Annotated in this window: 16 protein-coding genes; 6 read left to right on the top strand and 10 right to left on the bottom strand. The window is 59.5% G+C overall.

The genetic code is table 11. The features are described 5' to 3' along the window. The 6 genes from VGC33_RS14830 to pilM all read right to left on the bottom strand — a co-directional run. Positions 1-122: shikimate kinase (locus tag VGC33_RS14830; RefSeq protein ID WP_331121541.1), on the bottom strand; the 122-nt coding region annotated here is incomplete at its 3' end. Positions 123-457: 335 nt separating this feature from the next. Next, positions 458-1681, bottom strand: coding sequence for a secretin GspD/PilQ domain-containing protein (locus tag VGC33_RS14825; protein WP_331121535.1), 1224 nt, complete (start codon positions 1679-1681; stop codon positions 458-460). A gap of 35 nt (positions 1682-1716) precedes the next feature. Beyond that, positions 1717-2076, bottom strand: coding sequence for a hypothetical protein (locus VGC33_RS14820; protein WP_331121534.1), 360 nt, complete (start codon positions 2074-2076; stop codon positions 1717-1719). Between the two features lies 1 nt (position 2077). After that, on the bottom strand, positions 2078-2755 hold the full coding sequence (locus VGC33_RS14815; RefSeq protein WP_331121533.1) for a hypothetical protein: 678 nt from the start codon (positions 2753-2755) through the stop codon (positions 2078-2080). Continuing rightward, on the bottom strand, positions 2742-3299 hold the full coding sequence (locus VGC33_RS14810; RefSeq protein ID WP_331121532.1) for a PilN domain-containing protein: 558 nt from the start codon (positions 3297-3299) through the stop codon (positions 2742-2744). Before VGC33_RS14810 ends, VGC33_RS14815 begins: the two co-directional genes overlap by 14 nt. Continuing rightward, entirely contained in the window at positions 3296-4144 is an 849-nt protein-coding gene (pilM, locus tag VGC33_RS14805) for a pilus assembly protein PilM (protein ID WP_331121531.1), read from the bottom strand. The genes VGC33_RS14810 and pilM overlap by 4 nt, the downstream gene beginning before the upstream one ends. 129 nt (positions 4145-4273) lie before the next feature. Here pilM and mrcA point away from each other — a divergent pair, with 129 nt between their 5' ends. After that, entirely contained in the window at positions 4274-6835 is a 2562-nt protein-coding gene (gene mrcA / locus VGC33_RS14800) for a peptidoglycan glycosyltransferase/peptidoglycan DD-transpeptidase MrcA (RefSeq protein ID WP_331121530.1), read from the top strand. A 95-nt stretch (positions 6836-6930) separates the two neighbouring features. Here mrcA and nudE read toward each other — a convergent pair whose 3' ends face one another. Continuing rightward, the gene (gene nudE, locus VGC33_RS14795; protein WP_331121529.1) at positions 6931-7482 is read right to left on the bottom strand and encodes an ADP compounds hydrolase NudE; all 552 of its coding nucleotides are present in this window, start codon (positions 7480-7482) and stop codon (positions 6931-6933) included. A 442-nt stretch (positions 7483-7924) separates the two neighbouring features. On the opposite strand from nudE, the gene VGC33_RS14790 reads away from it, so the two are divergent. The 4 genes from VGC33_RS14790 to pckA all read left to right on the top strand — a co-directional run bounded on the left by VGC33_RS14790 (position 7925) and on the right by pckA (position 13382). Then, positions 7925-10060: an IgaA/UmoB family intracellular growth attenuator gene (locus VGC33_RS14790; protein ID WP_331121528.1), complete on the top strand. Its 2136-nt coding sequence runs from the start codon at positions 7925-7927 to the stop codon at positions 10058-10060. Between the two features lie 180 nt (positions 10061-10240). Further along, positions 10241-10663 carry a ribosome-associated heat shock protein Hsp15 gene (gene hslR / locus VGC33_RS14785; RefSeq protein WP_331121527.1) on the top strand — a complete coding sequence of 141 codons (423 nt, stop codon included), beginning with the start codon at positions 10241-10243 and terminating at the stop codon, positions 10661-10663. Between the two features lie 28 nt (positions 10664-10691). After that, entirely contained in the window at positions 10692-11570 is an 879-nt protein-coding gene (gene hslO / locus VGC33_RS14780; RefSeq protein ID WP_331121526.1) for an Hsp33 family molecular chaperone HslO, read from the top strand. Between the two features lie 192 nt (positions 11571-11762). Further along, entirely contained in the window at positions 11763-13382 is a 1620-nt protein-coding gene (gene pckA, locus VGC33_RS14775; protein WP_331121525.1) for a phosphoenolpyruvate carboxykinase (ATP), read from the top strand. A 109-nt stretch (positions 13383-13491) separates the two neighbouring features. Here the strand turns inward: pckA and envZ are convergent, their stop codons facing one another. The 3 genes from envZ to greB all read right to left on the bottom strand — a co-directional run bounded on the left by envZ (position 13492) and on the right by greB (position 16354). Beyond that, positions 13492-14859, bottom strand: a complete 1368-nt coding sequence (gene envZ / locus VGC33_RS14770) for a two-component system sensor histidine kinase EnvZ (RefSeq protein ID WP_331121524.1) — start codon at positions 14857-14859, stop codon at positions 13492-13494. After that, positions 14856-15575 (bottom strand): osmolarity response regulator transcription factor OmpR, encoded by a 720-nt coding sequence (gene ompR, locus VGC33_RS14765; protein WP_003853014.1) that lies wholly within the window; start codon positions 15573-15575, stop codon positions 14856-14858. The genes envZ and ompR overlap by 4 nt, the downstream gene beginning before the upstream one ends. Positions 15576-15868: 293 nt before the next feature. Further along, the gene (greB, locus tag VGC33_RS14760) at positions 15869-16354 is read right to left on the bottom strand and encodes a transcription elongation factor GreB (protein WP_331121523.1); all 486 of its coding nucleotides are present in this window, start codon (positions 16352-16354) and stop codon (positions 15869-15871) included. A gap of 237 nt (positions 16355-16591) precedes the next feature. Here greB and VGC33_RS14755 point away from each other — a divergent pair, with 237 nt between their 5' ends. After that, positions 16592-18913 carry a Tex family protein gene (locus VGC33_RS14755; protein WP_331121522.1) on the top strand — a complete coding sequence of 774 codons (2322 nt, stop codon included), beginning with the start codon at positions 16592-16594 and terminating at the stop codon, positions 18911-18913. Positions 18914-19145 lie beyond the last annotated feature (232 nt).

The following is a 19145-nucleotide window of genomic DNA, read 5'->3' as shown; positions in this document are numbered from 1 at the left end:
CGCTCAATCTCTTGATCAGAATCGAAAAACTCCATATTAAGTTGTTGAGCCAACTGACGCCCAATAGTGCTTTTGCCGGCACCCATAGGCCCAACCAGAAAGATATTGCGTTTCTCTGCCATGTTTTTCGGTATTACTAAGATTATTCGTTAATGACAACCCGCCCCGCCAATCAAATCAGCGGCGGGACCTAAACTGAAACCTCATGAGCGATAGTGCGAGAATCAGACGAAAAATTATCTCAACACTCGGGGTAGTTTGGCAACCGATTAAATCGATGCTCACACCGCAAGGAAGAATTCCGATATCGCTATCGAAATTACAGGTGACGCAAAAACAGCGATGCTCAATGGGTTACCCTTGTAAGCGAAATTGGGCACAGCGTCAAATCGAACGCGAAAAAAACGCATAATTTGTTGCTAAAACCGCAATTTCGCCCAAATTGAGGCAATCAAGTTTACCCCGTTATGCGGGTCGGCGTAATAAAAATAACCAGTTCACGCTGTTTATAGTGCGCACGCTGGCGTTTGAACAGCTCGCCGAGCAGTGGAATCTCCGCCAAAAGCGGCACTTTATCGCTGGTTCGATGTTTTTGGTGTTGAAAAATGCCTCCTAAAACAATGGTTTCGCCATCGGCAATGGTCACCTGGGTCTTGATTTCCTCCATATCGATGGAAACACTCTCATTTTCCCCTTGTTTGATAACCCGCCCCGGCACGTTCTGGCTCAGGCGCAAATTGAGGGTGACCCTGCCGTTGCGCAGTATCTTGGGCGTCACTTCCATGCTCAAAACCGCTTCCTTGAACTGAACGACCGGCGATTTATTTTTGCCGTTCGCCACCTGATAGGGAATTTCGGTGCCCTGTTTGATACTGGCGGTTTGTTGATGGGCGGTATAAAGACGGGGACTGGCCAGGATATCCACTTTATTTTCCTGCTCAAGCGCGGTAAGTTCCAACTCAAGCAGACGGCCGCTCAGGCGCGCCAGGCGAAACCCCATGTTGGCGTAATGCTCGCTCAGCGGCAGATCGACCCCCAGGCGCGTGGAAGCGGGACTGGCGCCGCCGCCGTGCTGCCAGTTCACCCCGATCTCCCGCAGGTTATCCCGGCTGATGGTCACGATATGGGCGGTAATCATCACTTGTTCCAACGGCAGATCCCAGATAGCTATCCAGCCGGCAAGCGTAGACAGCGCCGATTCCGTATCGCGCAGCACCAGGGAATTGGTCCGTTTATCCAGCACCACGCTGCCGCGTGGTGACATCAGGGTGTTGCGGATCGAGCCGATACTTTTCGCCACTTCGCCGGCGTCGGCGTGCACCAGCGTCACCAGCCGGTTGCGCAAGGGTAATTCCCCCTGCGGCCCTGCCGCCTCGCCCGGCCGCTCAGGAAACACCATCAGCACGTCCCCCTGGCGCTCCAGGCGCAGGCGCCCGGTGCGCGTAATGATATCCACCGCCTGCCGCCAGGACACATTGCGCAGGTTCAGGCTGATAGTGCCTTTTATGTCCGGCGCGATGACCAGGTTCAGGCGCTGATGCTCCGCCAGAGAGCGCAGCACCTGCGGTATCGGCGCGTCGTCAAACACCAGCGTCACCGGTTTGTCTGCTTCGCCCCCCGCCCGCCCGCCAAGCGCGGCGTCTCCCCAGCCAAGCGTTAGCCAACATAATATTACACCCACTTTCCGCGCGTATCCTTTCACAGCCTTCGTCCTTTTTATCCGGTGACATCGTTATGATCTTCATGATCCTGATTGGCTGCCGGGCGCGGCGGTTCACACCGCCGCCAGCGTCCCTGTCCGTCAACGGTCCAGTAATGCCAGCGGTCGCCCGCGCCCACCTTCCCTTTAACCCTATTGGCCGGACCGTTGGCCGCGCGCGGCCCGGCGTGGCCCGCTTGAGCGTCCTGCGCCGGCTGAAACGGATCCCGCGCCGGCGGCGGCGCGGCGCAGACCGGAACCAGCGCCAGCAGCGACAACGGCAATAACAGCGCGGCCGGCATTGACCGCCGCCCGGAGCGGCGGGTCATGCCTTGTCGGCGACACAGCCGGCCCTTTATCGCCTGCAGCGTCGCCATGCTACTTATCCACTCCCGCAAGGCCCGCGCCGTGCGCCATCGCACGCTGGCTTTCCCCCGTGACCTCACCATCAGTGGCATGCGGGTTCCCGCTTCCCGCCTTTGACGGCGCATTTTCCCGCCGCTCGTTTTCTGTTTGCGCACCGGCCGGCGCCGACAGGACCAGCTCGGCCTCCAGCAGCCGATCCCTGCGCCTGACGGCCAGTTCCGCCAATGACCGGGCGCCCTCCAGGGCGCAGAGATTGTGCAGCAGGCGCCGCAGCCCGGGATAATCCGTGGTTACCGCCAACTGCCAGCGGTCTGAAACGCGCTCCCGGTCGCCGGCGGCGCCCAGCGTCCGCCAGGTGATTTTTCCCGCCCGACCGGGATGGATAACGGCGATAAAGGCGGCCGGATCCCGGCGCAGTGTTTCGCCCGCCGCGATAGAGCCGCGCAAGCGCCGGGTATCCGCCTCCAGGCGTTGCCGGGCGGGTAAACCGGCATGCGCCCGCTCCAGCCCGATAACCGCGCTTTTGCAACGGCCGATATCCTGACGCAGCATCTCCAGCGCCACCTGCCCCGGGCGCACAATCAGCAACGCGCCCAGCGCGACATAAACGCCCACCATGACCTGCGCCAGCGCCAGCGTGCGCCAAGGATGCTCCATACCGCGCCCGAACCAGGCATTAATGTAAGCCATCGTTCGCCACCCCGGCGGGCCACGCCGTCTGCAAATCAAAGCTGAAGCGACCGTTTTCCAGCTGATCAATCTGTCGCCAGCGCACGGGAGCAAACAGCGGATGCCGCGCCAGCCGGCGGTCCACCGTACTGATATGCTCATAGCGCTCGCTGCAACCGCTCAAGTGCAATTCCCCGTCGCGCAGCCGTAGCCGGGTCAACCACAGCCCCGGCGGCAGCAGGACCGGCAATTGCTCAAACAGCAGCCGATAGCGCTGGTTGGCGGCGCCGGCCTGGCGCTGGAGCCCCAGCGCGCGTTCCAGGCGCTGCCGCCGCGCCAGCAGAAGATCCATCCGCAGCCGCAGGCCGAGAGCCTGCTTTTCCCGCTGTTGCCACTGCGTGAGGCGCGCGCCCAGTTCGCCGCGCTGTTCATATGCGCGCCGCGCCAGGAAGCCCATCAGGCCGGAGGCCAGCAGCAGCTCGGTCGCAAGCAGCAGCGCCACCAGCCTTGCGCGCCGCTGCCGGCGAAGGCGCCGCCAGGGCAAAAGGTTGACCTGGCACATCATTCATCTCCACGGCGCACGGCCAGGCCGCCCGCGATGGCAAACGCCGCCGGCCAGGACGGTATCGGGGGATGCGCCTGCCACAGGGCGGCAAACGGCGACCACGGCAGCACGTCCGCCGGCGGCGCGCAGGTGTCGTCGCTGCTGAAATAGGCCGGCTCCCCCCTGCCGCAGGCGTCAGGATAGCGCTGGTCGATAAGCCCGCGCGCCGCCGGCAGCGCCGCGGCCTCGCCGGCGGCGATCATGCCGAACTCCAGGGGACGCGCCAGCGGCGAAACCCACTGCCATCCCATCGACGAGGCGTGGATCAGCAGCCGATCGCGCGCCAGCCCAGCGGCGTTTGCCATGCAGCGCAGGGCGCTGGGTGCGATATCCAGCACGTCGGGAGCCAGCCCGGCGCGCTCAAGGCAGGATAGCCACAGCGCCACGGTCGCCTGCCGGGCGGCGGTCACCAGCAGGGTGCCGGGCGCCCGCGGATCGTCGCGGTAGTCGAGCAGCAGCTTGTCGTGGCCGGCGGGAAAATGACGGCGGGCCTGCGCGGTGATATACCACTCCCGTTCCGGCTCGCCAAGGCGGTGATCCGGCGCGGCCATGCGCCGGTGCAGAAATCCGGCCGACGGCAAACAAACTCGTAACGAAATGCGTCCGGGCAACTGCCGGCGCCAGGTTGCCAACAGCCGGTCCAGGCCGGCCGGCGGCGCGCCTTCCGCCTCGCCCGGCGATGCTTCAGGCATGGGCTGCTGCCACCACTGGCGCAATTGCCAGCCCTGGCGCCGCCGCCGCACCGCCAGCGCTCTCGCGGTGCCATTTTCAAACGCCAACCCCACCTGCCAGATGCGAAAATCCATGTTTATCGAGCTCCTTCTCATTCGTTATCGTCCGTCATTAAAAGTACGTATCCAACGTGCTGGCTTACCTTTATACTAGCGCGCGGTTGTTTATAAACTGCCCAAATGACATGAAATGGGAAATCTCAGGTGAAGTTCGTAAAATATTTATTAATCTTTGCAGTGTGTTGCATTCTGTTGGGAGCAGCCTCGATATTTGGCATGTACAAATACATCGAGCCGCAACTGCCTGACGTCGCCACGCTGAAAGACATCCGGCTGCAGACCCCTATGCAGGTATACAGCGCGGACGGTGAGCTGATAGCGCAGTTCGGGGAAAAACGCCGTATCCCCCTGAAGCTGCAGCAGATACCGCCGGAACTGGTCCATGCTTTCGTGGCTACCGAAGACAGCCGCTTCTATGAGCACCATGGGGTTGACCCGGTGGGCATCATGCGCGCCGCCTCCATCGCGCTGATGTCCGGCCATGCGTCGCAAGGCGCCAGTACCATCACGCAACAGCTGGCGCGCAATTTCTTCCTCAGCCCGGAACGGACGCTGATCCGCAAAATCAAAGAAGCCTTCCTGGCCATCCGCATCGAACAGCTGCTGACGAAAGATGAGATTATCGAGCTGTATCTCAACAAGATTTATCTTGGTTACCGCGCTTATGGCGTTGGCGCGGCCGCGCAGGTCTATTTTGGTAAGAATGTCGACCAATTGACCCTGAGCGAAATGGCGGTGATAGCCGGGCTGCCGAAGGCGCCCTCGACCTTTAACCCGCTTTATTCCCACGATCGGGCGCTGGCGCGGCGTAATTTTGTGCTGTCGCGCATGCTGGACGAAAATTTCATTACCCGCGAACAGTTCGAACAGGCACGCGACACCGATCTGGTAGCCAACTATCACGCCCCGCAAATCGCATTTTCGGCCCCTTATGTCTCTGAAATGGTGCGTCAGGACATGATGAAACGCTACGGTGAAAATGCCTACACCGATGGTTATAAGGTCTATACCACCATCACCAGAAAACTACAGCTGGCGGCGCAGGACGCCGTGCGCAACAACGTGCTCGATTACGATATCCGCCACGGCTATCGCGGGCCAAGCAACGTGCTGTGGAAAGTGGGTGAAATGGCCTGGGACCCGAAACATATTGTCGACACCTTGAAAGCGTTGCCGGTTTACGGCCCGCTGTTCCCGGCGGTGGTCACGCAAGCCGACGCCGAACAGGCCACCGTCCTGATGGCGGACGGCAGCAGCGTCGCCCTGCCGATGGCAGGCGTGCGCTGGGCGCGCTTGTTTAAAACCGATACGCTGCAAGGCCCCCTGCCCCGAAAGGTATCGGACGTCATTCATCCCGGCCAGCAAATCTGGGTGCGCAAGGTAGGCGACATCTGGTGGCTGGCGCAGGTGCCCGACGTCAACTCGGCGCTGGTGTCCCTTAATCCGCAGGACGGCGCGGTCAAGGCGCTGGTCGGCGGATTCGATTTCAACCAGAGCAAATTCAACCGCGTGACCCAGTCATTGCGCCAGGTCGGCTCCAATATCAAGCCGTTCCTGTATACCGCCGCCATGGATAAAGGGCTGACCCTGGCCACCATCCTCAATGATGTGCCGATTTCCCGTTGGGATGCCGGCGCCGGTTCGGACTGGCGGCCCAAGAACTCGCCGCCGACCTATGACGGGCCGATCCGCCTGCGCCAGGGGCTGGGACAGTCGAAAAACGTGATGATGGTGCGCGCCATGCGCGCCATGGGCGTTGATTATGCCGCCGAATACCTGCTGCGCTTTGGTTTTCCGGCGCAGAATATCGTGCATACCGAATCCCTGGCGCTGGGCTCGGCGTCGTTCACCCCGCTGCAAATGGTACGCGGCTACTCGGTGCTCTCCAACGGCGGTTACCTGGTCGATCCCTACCTTATCACCCGCATCGAGGACGAAGCCGGCCATGCCGTGTTTGAAGCCAAACCGAAAGTAGTCTGCGATACCTGCGACCTGCCGGTGATTTACGGCGATACCAACAAATCCGCCGTCTTGTCCGACGACAGCATGGAAAATGTCGCCGTGTCGCGCCAGCCCGATAATAACGCCGCCGTGCCGATGCCCAGGCTGGAAACCGTTTCCCCCGCCCAGCAGGCCGCGGACGGCAACCAGCTCTATGCGCCGCACGTCATCAGCACGCCGCTGGCGTTTCTCATCCATGACGCGCTAAACAGCAACATCTTTGGCGAACCCGGCTGGATGGGCACCGGCTGGCGCGCGGGCAAAGATTTGAAGCGTCACGACATCGGCGGCAAGACCGGTACCACCAACGACTCCAAGGACGCCTGGTTCTCCGGCTACGGACCACAAACCGTTACCACCGTATGGATTGGCTTTGACGATCACCGCCGCAACCTGGGCCGGGCCACGGCGTCGGGCGCCATCAGCGATCAGATTTCCGGCGGCGAAGGCGGCGCCAAAAGCGCCCAGCCGGCCTGGGATGACTTTATGAAGGTGGCGCTGGAAGGCATACCGGAGCAAAAAGTCACGCCTCCGCCGGGCATTGTCACCGTCAGTATCGATAAAAGCAGCGGCAAACTCTCCGACGGCGGCGGCAACAGTCGCGATGAATACTTTATCGACGGTACCCAGCCGAAGGACCGGGTAGTACACGAAGTGGGCACCGTGGTGACCGACAACGGCGGCGAATCGCACGAACTGTTCTGACTATGGGGGCCAGCCGCGCAGGGCCCGCCATCACTGAACCTAAAGCAGGCGTGTTCAAGGAAGATTTGCGCAGGTCACCCGATATCACCGGGCCGTTATTTTCGCACCAGCCAAGCATGGGCCAGGAACAGCGCGCTGACATTGCGCGCCTCGCGAAAATCAGGCTCGTTCAGCAACTCCATCATACGATCGATCGGCCAACGCACCTGCGGCAGCGGCTCGGGCTCGTCGCCCTCGCGCCGCTGCGCATACAGATCCCGCGCCACCACAATATTCATTTTGCTGGAGAAATACGATGGCGCCATGGTCAGCTTGGTTAAAATATCCATGCGCCGCGCGCCGAAACCCACTTCCTCCATCAACTCCCGGTTGGCCGCCTCCAGGATCTCCTCGCCGGGGTCAATCAATCCCTTGGGAAACCCCAGCTCGTAATCCTCTATGCCTACCGCATATTCCCGAATCAACACCAGATGGTCATCGATTATCGGCACAATCATCACCGCTTCCCGATCGGAGGGCTGCATTCTTTCATAAATCCGCCGCGCTCCGTTGCTGAACTCGAGGTCGACGGTTTCAACGTTAAACAACCGGGAGCGCGCGACGGTTTCAACTTTATGAATTTTTGGTTTTTGCGGATGCTTATCCATAATGGTCCCGAGCTGACAAAATACTTATCACAGCATAACCGCGTATACGCGGAAACAACAGGGTAAGGCCGCCACGTTGACGCCCCGACCCTGGCGGCGACATCATCGGCTCACCGGACAGACGCCGCCCGCGTGCATATTTACCGCGATTCAAAGGCGAATCCGCCAGCGCCACGCCGGGTTAACAGAACGCAATTAGTTATAGCATGGCAAGTAAAAGAAAAGAATTGGGATTAAAATAGGAAAATACCGATATGTTGATAAAGGATGGATTGGTACCCTGTCGCTAGCATTGATAGTTGTCACGTTTTTTCTGCGCGGCGCATCAGTCAAACAATCGAATGTTTCGTTTCTCTATGACGAGCGTGGCGCCACGTCGCTTGCCGGGTGCGTATCATATTATCGATGTATCGTCACTTTTCCGTGTTTCGATGGGGATGGCATGAGCACAATAGTCATTGTATTGGCCTTACTGTTGACCTGTGCGATCGCGTTAGCCGGCTACCGGGCCTACCGCCGGCGCCACATCCCCGCGTCGATGAAGCACATGCCGCTGCTGCAGCCCTTGCCGCGAAAACTCACGCCGCAGGAACGCGAGGCCGTTGAGCACTATTACCAGCTCAATACCCATCTGCAGTACAGCCTGCCGCTGGCCTCGCCCCCGGTGCCGGTAGCGGAAACCCTGGCGTTAACCCCGCAAAGCGAAAATATTTATGCGGTAACCCACGCCATTACCCGATATGGGCTGGCCACCGACGCGCCCCATAAGTGGCGCTACTTCCTTGACAGTACCGAGGTGCATCTTCCCCCGCTCTGGGAGCAGTATATTGCCGACGATAACCATGTCGAGCTGATAAAGACCGCCGGTATTCCCCTGGTGATTGCGCTCAACGGCCACTCGTTGGTGGATTACATGTCCGCCGCCCCGCAGGCCGACAGCGCGCCGCTGGTGGTACCGAACTCGTCCATGCGCGAGCAGGAAACCGAACAGGTCGAATTGCTGAATATCCGCAAGGAAACCCCCGAGGAATATGCCCTCGGCCGACCCCGGGGCATCTATGAAGCCGGCTTATTAAGCGTGGCGCTGTTATTGCTGTTTACCAGCCTGCTGGCGCCGGTACTGGCGGTGCCCTGGCTGGTGGCCGTCGCCGGAGTGCTGATTGCCTGGGGCGCCTGGCGGCGGTTGCGCCGTCCCTGGGCCGGGGCGCTGCGGGACGTACACTGCCTGCGCGGCACGCCCAAGCGCTGGGGCCTGTTCGGGGAATCCGACCAAAGCCGCATCAGCGCAATCTCGCTCGGCATTATCGACCTGAGCTACCCCCCCCACTGGCTGCCTTTTATCGGCCACGACATGGGTAAAAAGACCGATGTCGACATCTATGTCAACCGACAGGTGGTGCGGCAGGGTAAATACCTTTCCCTGCACGATGAAGTGCGGCATTTCCCGCTCCAGCGCTTTGGCGGCAATCTGGTATTACTGTGCAGCTCGGTCCTGATCCTCTGCCTGCTGCTGGTATACGTGCCGCTGACCCTGCCGCTGACGCTAAGCACCGCCTGGTTAAAAGGCGCGCAGGATATCCAGGCGGCGGATGTCAATACGCTATCGGGGGCGCAGCTGCGCATTGGCGATACGCTGCGCGCCCAAGGCTCGGGCATGTGCTACGTCAATACCTCCCTGCCCGCGGACATCCGGGACCCGTTTGCGCCTTTCGACTGCTCCAGCATTTATTGGAATAACGCCGAACCCTTGCCTTTGCCGGAGTCCGACACGGTGGACAAGGCGATACTGTTGCTCAATACCGTCAACGCCCAACTGCATCCCGAGCAGGCTACCGACCCCAAGATCAATCCCGGCCTGGCGACCGCCATCCAGAAATCCGGCATGATACTATTGGATGATTTTGCGGATATCGTATTGAAAACGCAGGACCTGTGCCATAACGACAGCGCCTGCAGCCGTCTCAAGGCCGCGCTGGTCAACCTGGCCAACGGCCGGGATTGGCCGACGCTTGTGAAACGGGCGCGCTCCGGCACCCTTAAAGGCGTCAACGTCCTGCTGCGCCCGGTTAGCGCGGAAACGCTGCAAAATCTGGTGACCAGCGCCACCTCGTCCATTTTCACCGGCGAGACACGCCTGGCGACCAATGCCCTTAACAGCCCTTCCCCGGGCGGATTCCTCATTCACAGCGATGAGGGAAAACTGCTGGTGGACCACCCGTTGCCGGCCACTCCTTTAAATGATTATACCGGGCTGGCGCAATGGCGTGAACTACAGCGCCTTTCCACCCTGCTGTTGCATACCCCTTTCCGCGCCCAAGGGGTCATTACCAATATCAGCGTCGACGCCAACGGCACCCGCCATATCTCACTGCACAGCGAACCCGATGTCATCACGGTCTGGCGCTACCTTGGCACCAGCGTGCTGCTCTTCATGTTGATTGTCATCGCCTTGGTCAACGCCATAATGCTAAGCCGGCGCCTGGCCAAAAGCCGGCACCGCACCCAGGATATACAGCGTTATTATGAAAGCTGTTTCAATCCCAACCTGCCCACCGTCGCGTTAAAATCGCTGCGCTAACCCTTAACCCGCGGGGTCCCGGTTTTAACGGCGCGGCGCGCGCATGGAATTTGCATGTCACCCGCCAACCACTGGTATAATAACCAAAGGTATCCTGACACCCGCGGCATACCGGCGCGGCATCCACCAGGCGGACCGGGCGGCGATTATACCGTCCCCGGCCGGCACACAGGAGGCACGATGAAAAACCAGGACAAGGACCAGGGTGGGCGGGACGAAGCCGTCCGGCTCGATAAATGGCTCTGGGCGGCCCGTTTTTACAAAACCCGCGCCATCGCCCGCGAGATGGTGGATGGCGGCAAGGTCCATTACAACGGACAGCGCACCAAACCCGGCAAAATCATGGAGAGCGGCGCGGAGGTCACCCTGCGCCAGGGTGATGACGAACGTACCGTGGTGGTGCTCGCGCTGACGGTACAGCGCCGGCCCGCCAGCGAAGCGCAACTGTTCTACCAGGAAACGGCGCAAAGCGTGGCCAAACGCGAAAAGCTGGCCGCCGCGCGCAGAATCAATGCCCAGAACGTGACCCACCCGGACCGGCGACCGGATAAAAAAGAACGCCGCAACCTGATAAAATTCAAATACGGCGAGTCGGGAGAATAAACCCGCCGCCCCGGCAAGAGAGAGGATTATGACCATACAAGACCAGCTGCACCGTTATCTATTTGAAGATTATGCCGTGCGCGGTGAACTGGTTTCATTGCATGATACCTACCGGCAGGTCCTGGCACAGCATGATTACCCGCCCGGCGTCAAAAACCTGCTGGGTGAAATGCTGGTGGCCACCAGCCTGCTGACCGCCACGCTTAAATTCAACGGCGAGATAACCATGCAATTGCAGGGCGACGGGCCGCTGGGCATGGCGGTGATTAATGGCGACCACCGGCAGAATATGCGCGGCACGGCGCGGATAAAAGGCGACATCGCCGAAAACAGTACGCTCAGGCAAATGGTCGGCAACGGCTACCTGGTCATCACGCTGACCCCGGACGAAGGCGAGCGTTACCAGGGCGTGGTGGGTCTGGAGGGAGAGCATCTTGCCGACTGCCTGGAAAATTACTTCCTGCAGTCGGAACAGCTGCTGACCCGCCTGTTTATCCGCACCGGCGAGGTAAACGGCCAGGTCGCCGCCGCCGGCATGCTGCTCCAGGTGTTGCCCGCGGGCGACGCCAGCCGCGACGACTTTGACCATCTGGCGCAGTTGACCGCCACGGTCAAGACGGAGGAACTGCTCACCCTGCCGGCGGATGAAGTGTTATATCGCCTCTATCATCAGGATAAGGTGTCGCTTTTTCCACCGCAGGACGTGCATTTTCTTTGCACCTGCTCCCGGCAGCGCTGTGCTGACGCGTTGCTGACGCTGCCGGAGCATGAGCTTGACGACATGCTCGATCAGGACGAAAACATCGATATGCATTGTGATTTCTGCGGCAGCCATTATGTGTTCACCGCCGGGGATGTGGCGGCGATAAAGTCAGGCCGCGCCGGCCCTGAGACACAATTACACTAATACCGCCGCCGGCGGTTAAAAAACAAATATACTTGCCGATGTTAGCGCATGCTGAAGCTTTATTTATGCGTCAGCTCCCATATTGGTGTAAAAATTGCTGACGTAGGTTATTTCATGACCCACCTCTCGGTGAACCACCCGGTAAACCTTACAATCGCTACAGGTAATAATTTAAAGCTAAGGAGTCGTCTTATGGCAAGTCATGGTATCAACGCGCAAGACCTGGTCGGCTATGGCATTACTAACTGTAGCGAGGTGATTTACAACCCGGATTTTGCATTATTGTTCCAGGAAGAAACCGCAGGTTCCCTGCAAGGATTTGAGCGCGGCACCGTCACCAGCACCGGGGCCGTGGCCGTCGATACCGGTGTCTTTACCGGCCGATCGCCGAAGGACAAATACCTGGTGCGCGACGACGTCACGCGCGATACCTTATGGTGGTCGGATCAGGGCAAAGGCAACAACGACAATCATCCGCTCAGCCAGGAGACCTGGAGCCAGCTTAAGCAATTAGTCGGTAATCAACTGTCCGGCAAACGCCTGTTTATCGTTGACGCATTTTGCGGCGCCAACGAAAACAGCCGGTTAAAAGTGCGCTTTATTACCGAAGTGGCCTGGCAGGCGCATTTCGTCAAAAACATGTTTATCCGTCCGTCCGATGAAGAACTGATCGGATTCAAACCTGACTTTGTGGTCATGAACGGGGCCAAGTGCACCAATCCGGACTGGCAACAGCAGGGCATGCACTCGGAAAACTTTATCGCCTTCAACCTCACGGAGCGCATGCAGTTGATAGGCGGCACCTGGTACGGCGGCGAAATGAAGAAGGGCATGTTCTCGATCATGAACTACCTGCTGCCGCTAAAGGGCATCGCCTCCATGCATTGCTCGGCCAACGTCGGCGTCGACGACGATGTCGCCGTCTTCTTCGGTCTCTCGGGTACCGGAAAAACCACGCTCTCCACCGATCCGCTGCGCCGGCTTATCGGCGACGACGAACACGGCTGGGATGACGACGGGGTATTCAACTTCGAGGGCGGCTGCTACGCCAAGACCATACATTTGTCGCCAGAGGCCGAGCCGGAAATTTTCCACGCCATCCGCCGCGACGCGCTGCTGGAGAACGTAGTGGTCAGGGCCGACGGCAGCGTGGACTTTGACGACGGCAGCAAAACCGAAAATACCCGCGTGTCCTACCCAATCTACCATATCGACAATATTGTCAAACCGGTATCGAAAGCGGGCCATGCCTCAAAGGTCATCTTCCTGACAGCCGACGCCTTCGGCGTGCTGCCGCCGGTGGCCAGGCTGACCGTGGAACAGGCGCAATACCATTTCCTCTCCGGTTTTACCGCCAAGCTCGCCGGCACCGAACGCGGCATTACCGCGCCGACCCCCACCTTCTCGGCCTGCTTCGGCGCGGCGTTCCTGTCGCTGCACCCGACCCAGTACGCCGAGGTGCTGGCCAAACGCATGAACGCCGCCGGCGCCAAGGCCTATCTGGTCAATACCGGCTGGAACGGCACGGGCAAACGCATTTCCATCAAGGATACCCGGGCGATTATCAACGCCATCCTGAGCGGCGATATCGACGACGCGGAAACCATCACGCTGCCGGTATTCAACCTGGCGGTGCCGATGGCGCTGGCCGGCGTCGACAGCCATATACTCGATCCGCGCCAAACCTACGCCGAACCGGGACTGTGGCAAGAAAAAGCCGAGGATCTGGCTAAACGTTTTATCACCAACTTCGACAAATACACCGACACACCGGCAGGCAAGGCGCTGGTTAAAGCGGGACCGGCGCTCTAAGCACGGTAGGCCCGCCGACGCCGGACTTGAACCGGCGTTAACCTGCAAACGGAATGCCCCCGAAACCGGGGGCATTTTTTTGGCCGCTATGGGCGCTCACGCGCCGCGATCATGCCGTCTTGCGTGCCGAGGCCCCGGCAGGAACGTCATGGGTACTCACCGGCAACGGCAGATAAGCCCGAATGCGCAGGCCGCCGCGCTCGCTGACGCCGATATCCAGCGCGCCGTCGTGGGCATCGACAATCCGCTGCACGATAGCCAGGCCAAGCCCGGTGCCGCTGGTGCTGCGGGCGCTATCGCCGCGCACGAACGGCTGGAACAAATATTTTAGCTGTGAAGGCTCAATGCCCGGTCCGTCGTCCTCCACCTCAAACCAGACCCGATGCGTGTCCCGACCGCTGTTCACCCGGATCCAGCCGTTACCGTACCGGGCGGCGTTAACCACCATATTCACCGCCGCCCGTTTAATCGACAATGGATTGACGTTAACCACCAGCTCCTCATCGAACAGGGCGGTTTCAATAATACGCTCATAACCGCTTTCGGCCGCCACCACTTCCGCCAGAATGCCGTTCAGATCCGCAAGCTCAGTCTGCATCTCCTGCCCGGTGCGTAGATAATCGATAAATTGCTCGATGATGGCGTTACATTCTTCGATATCTTTATTGATAGACTCGGCCAGATAGCCGTCCCCGGCGCTCATCATCTCCGTGGCCAGCCGGATACGCGTCAACGGCGTGCGCAAATCGTGGCTGACGCCGGCCATCAGCAAGGTACGATCGTCGGCCAGCATCTTCACGCCGGAGGTCATCTGGTTAAAGGCCCGGGTCACCGAACGCACCTCCGAGGCGCCGTATTCGCGCAGCGGCGGCGGGATAATGCCTTTACCCACCTGCAGCGCGGCGTGCTCCAGGTCCACCAGCGGACGGTTTTGCATGCGGATAAACAACCAGGCGCCGCCTATCGCCAGCAGCATAATGGCCAGGGTATAGCGGAATAACGGCGAAAAATCGCCCTGATGGATTTCAGTTAACGGAATGCGCACCCAAATATCCGGCGACAGCCAGGTCTTAAGCCACACCACCGGAGAATTCTTGGTCACCTCCACGCGCACGTCGGTGGGTCCGCCAAGCTGCTGCGCCATCTGCTGGCTCAGGAATTCATAATGTTGCGCCCAACGCAGACCGCTGTCCTCGGCCGCCGCATTGGTATAAAGGGAAATGCCCAACTCCCGGTAAATCTCGCGCCGGAACGCCGGCGGGACTTCCAGCAATGTACCGTCCTCAAGCTGCAGACGATCGGTCATCAGCATGCGCACTTCGTACGCCAGCACTTTATTAAATTGTTGCAGGCTGGGTAATATCGCGAAGTTCAGTACCACAAGATAGGTCGTCACCAGGCTGACAAACAGCAGGGTAACGATCAACAGCAAACTCCGTGCAAAAGAACTGCGCGGAGAGAAGCGCCATCGCCTCATGCTTTACTGCCGTCCGGCACGAATACGTATCCCAAACCCCAAACGGTCTGGATATAACGCGGATGGGCGGGATCTTCCTCGACCATGCGGCGCAAACGGGAAATCTGCACGTCAATGGAGCGCTCCATGGCGCTGTATTCGCGGCCCCTGGCCAGGTTCATCAGCTTATCGCGCGAGAGCGGCTCGCGGGGATGGCTGACCAGCGCCTTCAGCACCGCGAATTCACCGCTGGTCAGCGGCATCGGCTCATCCTCGCGAAACATCTCGCGGGTGCCGAGGTTGAGCTTGAACTTACCGAAGGCGATAATCGCCTCTTCCTGCGAAGGCGCGCCCGGCAGCTCATTGGCCTGGCGCCTGAGCACCGCGCGGATACGCGCCAGCAGTTCGCGGGGATTAAAGGGTTTGGGAATATAGTCGTCCGCGCCGATTTCCAGTCCGACAATCCGATCCACCTCCTCGCCTTTGGCCGTAACCATAATGATCGGCATCGGATTGCTCTGGCTGCGCAGACGGCGGCAAATGGACAGTCCGTCCTCGCCTGGCAGCATCAGGTCCAGGACCATCAGGTGAAAGGATTCGCGCGTCAGTAGGCGATCCATCTGCTCGGCGTTGGCGACGCTGCGCACCTGGAACCCCTGCTCGGTTAAATAACGCTCCAGCAGTGCCCTTAAACGCATATCGTCGTCGACGACCAAAATCTTGTAATTCTCTTGCATTGTTCTCTCTCCCAAAGGCGATACGCCCGTAAGCGTATTGTTCAGAAACCTGTAAGGCACTGACAGCGGTTTCAGGTGTATATTCTAAGCAAAATTGTTACAAAGCATATGGAAATACGTAGTTATCCACACTTACGCCAAAAAAAAGCGCTTTATGACGATTATTGCCGGCCTTTACCGGTATTTATCCACAATTGCCGGCGTGACGATAATTAAACCGCCCGGGCAGGATGATTGTTCACTCTAGTCCCGGCAAAGTAAACCTTAGCGGGCTTATATTGCGCATATTTCATTTATTTCTCCAACGCCGCCTGATAGGAAATGTTATTCACATACCAGGTTTTCAGGCCGGTGGGCGTGGCGACCACCGCCTCGTCGTCCACCGCTTTTTTGATTAAGGCCCGCGCCATGGGCGAATCAATGGAAATATAGGATTTATGCTTGAAGATCTCATCCGGTCCGACTATCCGAAAGCGCAGTTGCTCGCCCTGCTCATTTTCCACCTCCACCCAGGCGCCGAAAAATACCCGGCCTTCCTGCTGCGGCGAATAATCCACCACCCGCGCTTCCTTCAGCACCCGGCGCAAATAGCGTACCCGGCGATCGATTTCACGCAGGATTTTTTTGTTGTAATGATAATCGGCATTTTCGCTGCGATCGCCAAGACTGGCGGCCCAGGAAACCTTTTCCGTGATTTCGGGCCGATAGCGCTTCCAAAGATGATCTAGCTCTTCCTGCAGTTCCTGATAGCCCTGACGGGTAATTAAATTGGTTTTCATCTGGACCGTTTAGCCAAAGTTAGAAGCCGGACAGGTGAAATATACCATAGTCCGCCGCCTCGCGGCGCGGCGCCGGCGCCCATGGCCGCATTCCCGACGCGGCTTGTTGAACAAACCGGCAATTTTCGCCGCTTACCTCCCGCGCATAGGTCAGATAACTGGCATTTTGGCGAAGCAATACGTATAACTGTCCACTGCATAAGTAACCCATAACGTGATGACGACCAAAACAGAATGATGAATGATCCTTTGAATCGCCTTATTGCCGCCGAGCTGAAAGCCCGCCCAGAGCAGGTCGACGCCGCTATCCGCCTGCTGGATGAAGGCAACACCGTGCCTTTTATCTCGCGCTATCGTAAAGAGGTGACCGGCGGGCTGGACGATACCCAGCTGCGCCAGTTGGAAACCCGTCTCGGCTACCTGCGCGAGCTTGAAGAACGGCGTCAGACCATTCTCAAAGCCATCGACGATCAGGGCAAGCTGAGCGAACAGCTGGCGACGGCCATCAACGGCACGCTGAACAAAACCGAGCTCGAAGATCTCTACCTGCCCTATAAGCTTAAACGCCGCACCCGCGGGCAAATCGCCCTGGAAGCCGGCCTCGAGCCGTTGGCCGAGACCTTATGGCAAGATGCCAGCCGGCCGCCGGAAGACGTGGCGGCGGCCTATGTCAACGCCGAAAACGGCGTGGCCGATGTCAAGGCGGCTTTGGACGGCGCGCGCTATATCCTGATGGAACGTTTTGCCGAAGACGCCGCGCTGTTGGCGAAAATACGCCATTATCTGTGGAAAAACGCCCATCTGGCGGCAAGCGTCATCACCGGTAAAGAAGAAGAAGGCGCCAAGTTCCGCGATTATTTTGCCCACCATGAGCCGCTGGCGCAGGTGCCCTCCCATCGCGCGCTCGCCATGTTCCGCGGCCGTAACGAAGGCATTTTGCAACTGTCCCTGAACGCCGATCCCCACACCGACGAGCCGCCGCGTGAAAGCCATTGCGAGCAGATGATTATCGATCATCTGCAGGTGCGCCTCAATCAGGCGCCGGGCGACGCCTGGCGCCGGGCGGTGATCAACTGGACCTGGCGCATCAAGATCCTGCTGCATCTGGAGACCGAACTGATGGGCAGCATCCGCGAAAAGGCCGAGGAAGAGGCCATCCAGGTGTTCGCCCGTAATATGCACGACCTGATGATGGCGGCGCCGGCGGGCCTGCGCCCGACCATGGGCCTGGATCCGGGGCTGCGCACCGGCGTGAAGGTCGCGGTGGTGGACGCCACCGGCAAACTGGTGGCCACCGATACCATCTATCCTCATACCGGCCAGACGGCAAAAGCCGTGGCGGCGGTGGCGGCCCTGTGCCTGAAGCATCAGGTGGAGCTGGTGGCCATCGGCAACGGCACCGCATCGCGGGAGACCGAACGCTTTTTTGCCCAGGTCAAGGAGCAGTTCCCCAAGGTTACCGCGCAGAAGGTGATCGTCAGCGAGGCCGGCGCGTCGGTCTATTCCGCCTCGGAGCTGGCGGCGCTGGAATTTCCCGACCTTGACGTATCGCTGCGCGGCGCGGTGTCCATCGCCCGCCGTTTGCAAGACCCGCTGGCGGAGCTGGTCAAGATCGATCCCAAATCCATCGGCGTCGGCCAGTATCAACACGACGTCAGCCAAAGCCTGCTGGCGAAAAAGCTCGATACGGTGGTCGAAGACTGTGTGAACGCCGTCGGCGTGGATCTGAATACCGCGTCCGTGCCGCTGCTGACCCGGGTGGCGGGGCTGACGCGCATGATGGCGCAGAATATCGTCAACTGGCGCGACGAAAACGGCCGCTTCCGCGATCGCAACCAACTGCTGAAAGTCGGCCGGCTCGGGCCTAAAGCCTTTGAGCAATGCGCCGGATTCCTACGCATCAACCATGGCGACAATCCGCTGGACGCCTCCACGGTGCATCCGGAGAGCTATCCGGTGGTCGAGCGCATCCTCAAGGCCACCGAGCTGTCGCTGGACGCCCTGTTGGGCAACGCCGGCGCGCTGCGCGCCATCGACCCGGTGCGTTTTACCGATGAACGCGTCGGCCTGCCCACCGTGACCGATATTATCCGGGAACTGGAAAAACCGGGACGCGATCCGCGGCCGGAATTCAAGACCGCCACCTTCGCCGAGGGTGTGGAAACCCTGCAGGATTTAACGCTGGGCATGATATTGGAAGGCACCGTCACCAATGTGACCAACTTCGGCGCGTTTGTGGATATCGGCGTGCATCAGGACGGCCTGGTGCATATCTCCTCGCTCTCGGCGAGCTTTGTCGAGGACCCGCATAAAGTGGTCAAGGCCGGGGATATCGTTAAAGTGAAGGTGATGGACGTGGATTTGCCGCGCAAGCGTATCGCCCTGACCATGCGCCTGGACGAGCAGCCGGGCGAAACCGCAAGCCGTCGCGACGGCGGCGATAAGCGGCGCGACGCGCCCGCGCGCCCGGCGGCCAAACCCCGCCCCGGCGGCCAGTCCGGCGCCGGCAACAGCGTGCTGGGCGATGCCCTGGCCGCAGCGCTCGGCAAAAAACGCTAGGGCCATCACCACGCGGTGCCGGTTATCGCTAACACGCCGGCACCGATTACGCCATGCGCAGCTTGCATGGCGGACCGCTCTTGGTTGGGATCATTATTTAACAATCTTATTTCATCCCGTCAATATTCGTTACCGGGTTCTGGGGTTAATAGCCTTTTGATATCACCAATTATTTAATGAATATATTATATTAATAATACATTAATATTATTTAAAAATAATTATGATTATT

The organism is Acerihabitans sp. (assembly GCF_036398755.1).
Lineage (GTDB): Bacteria > Pseudomonadota > Gammaproteobacteria > Enterobacterales > Enterobacteriaceae > Acerihabitans.
This window is presented reverse-complemented; position numbering and strand designations above follow the sequence as displayed.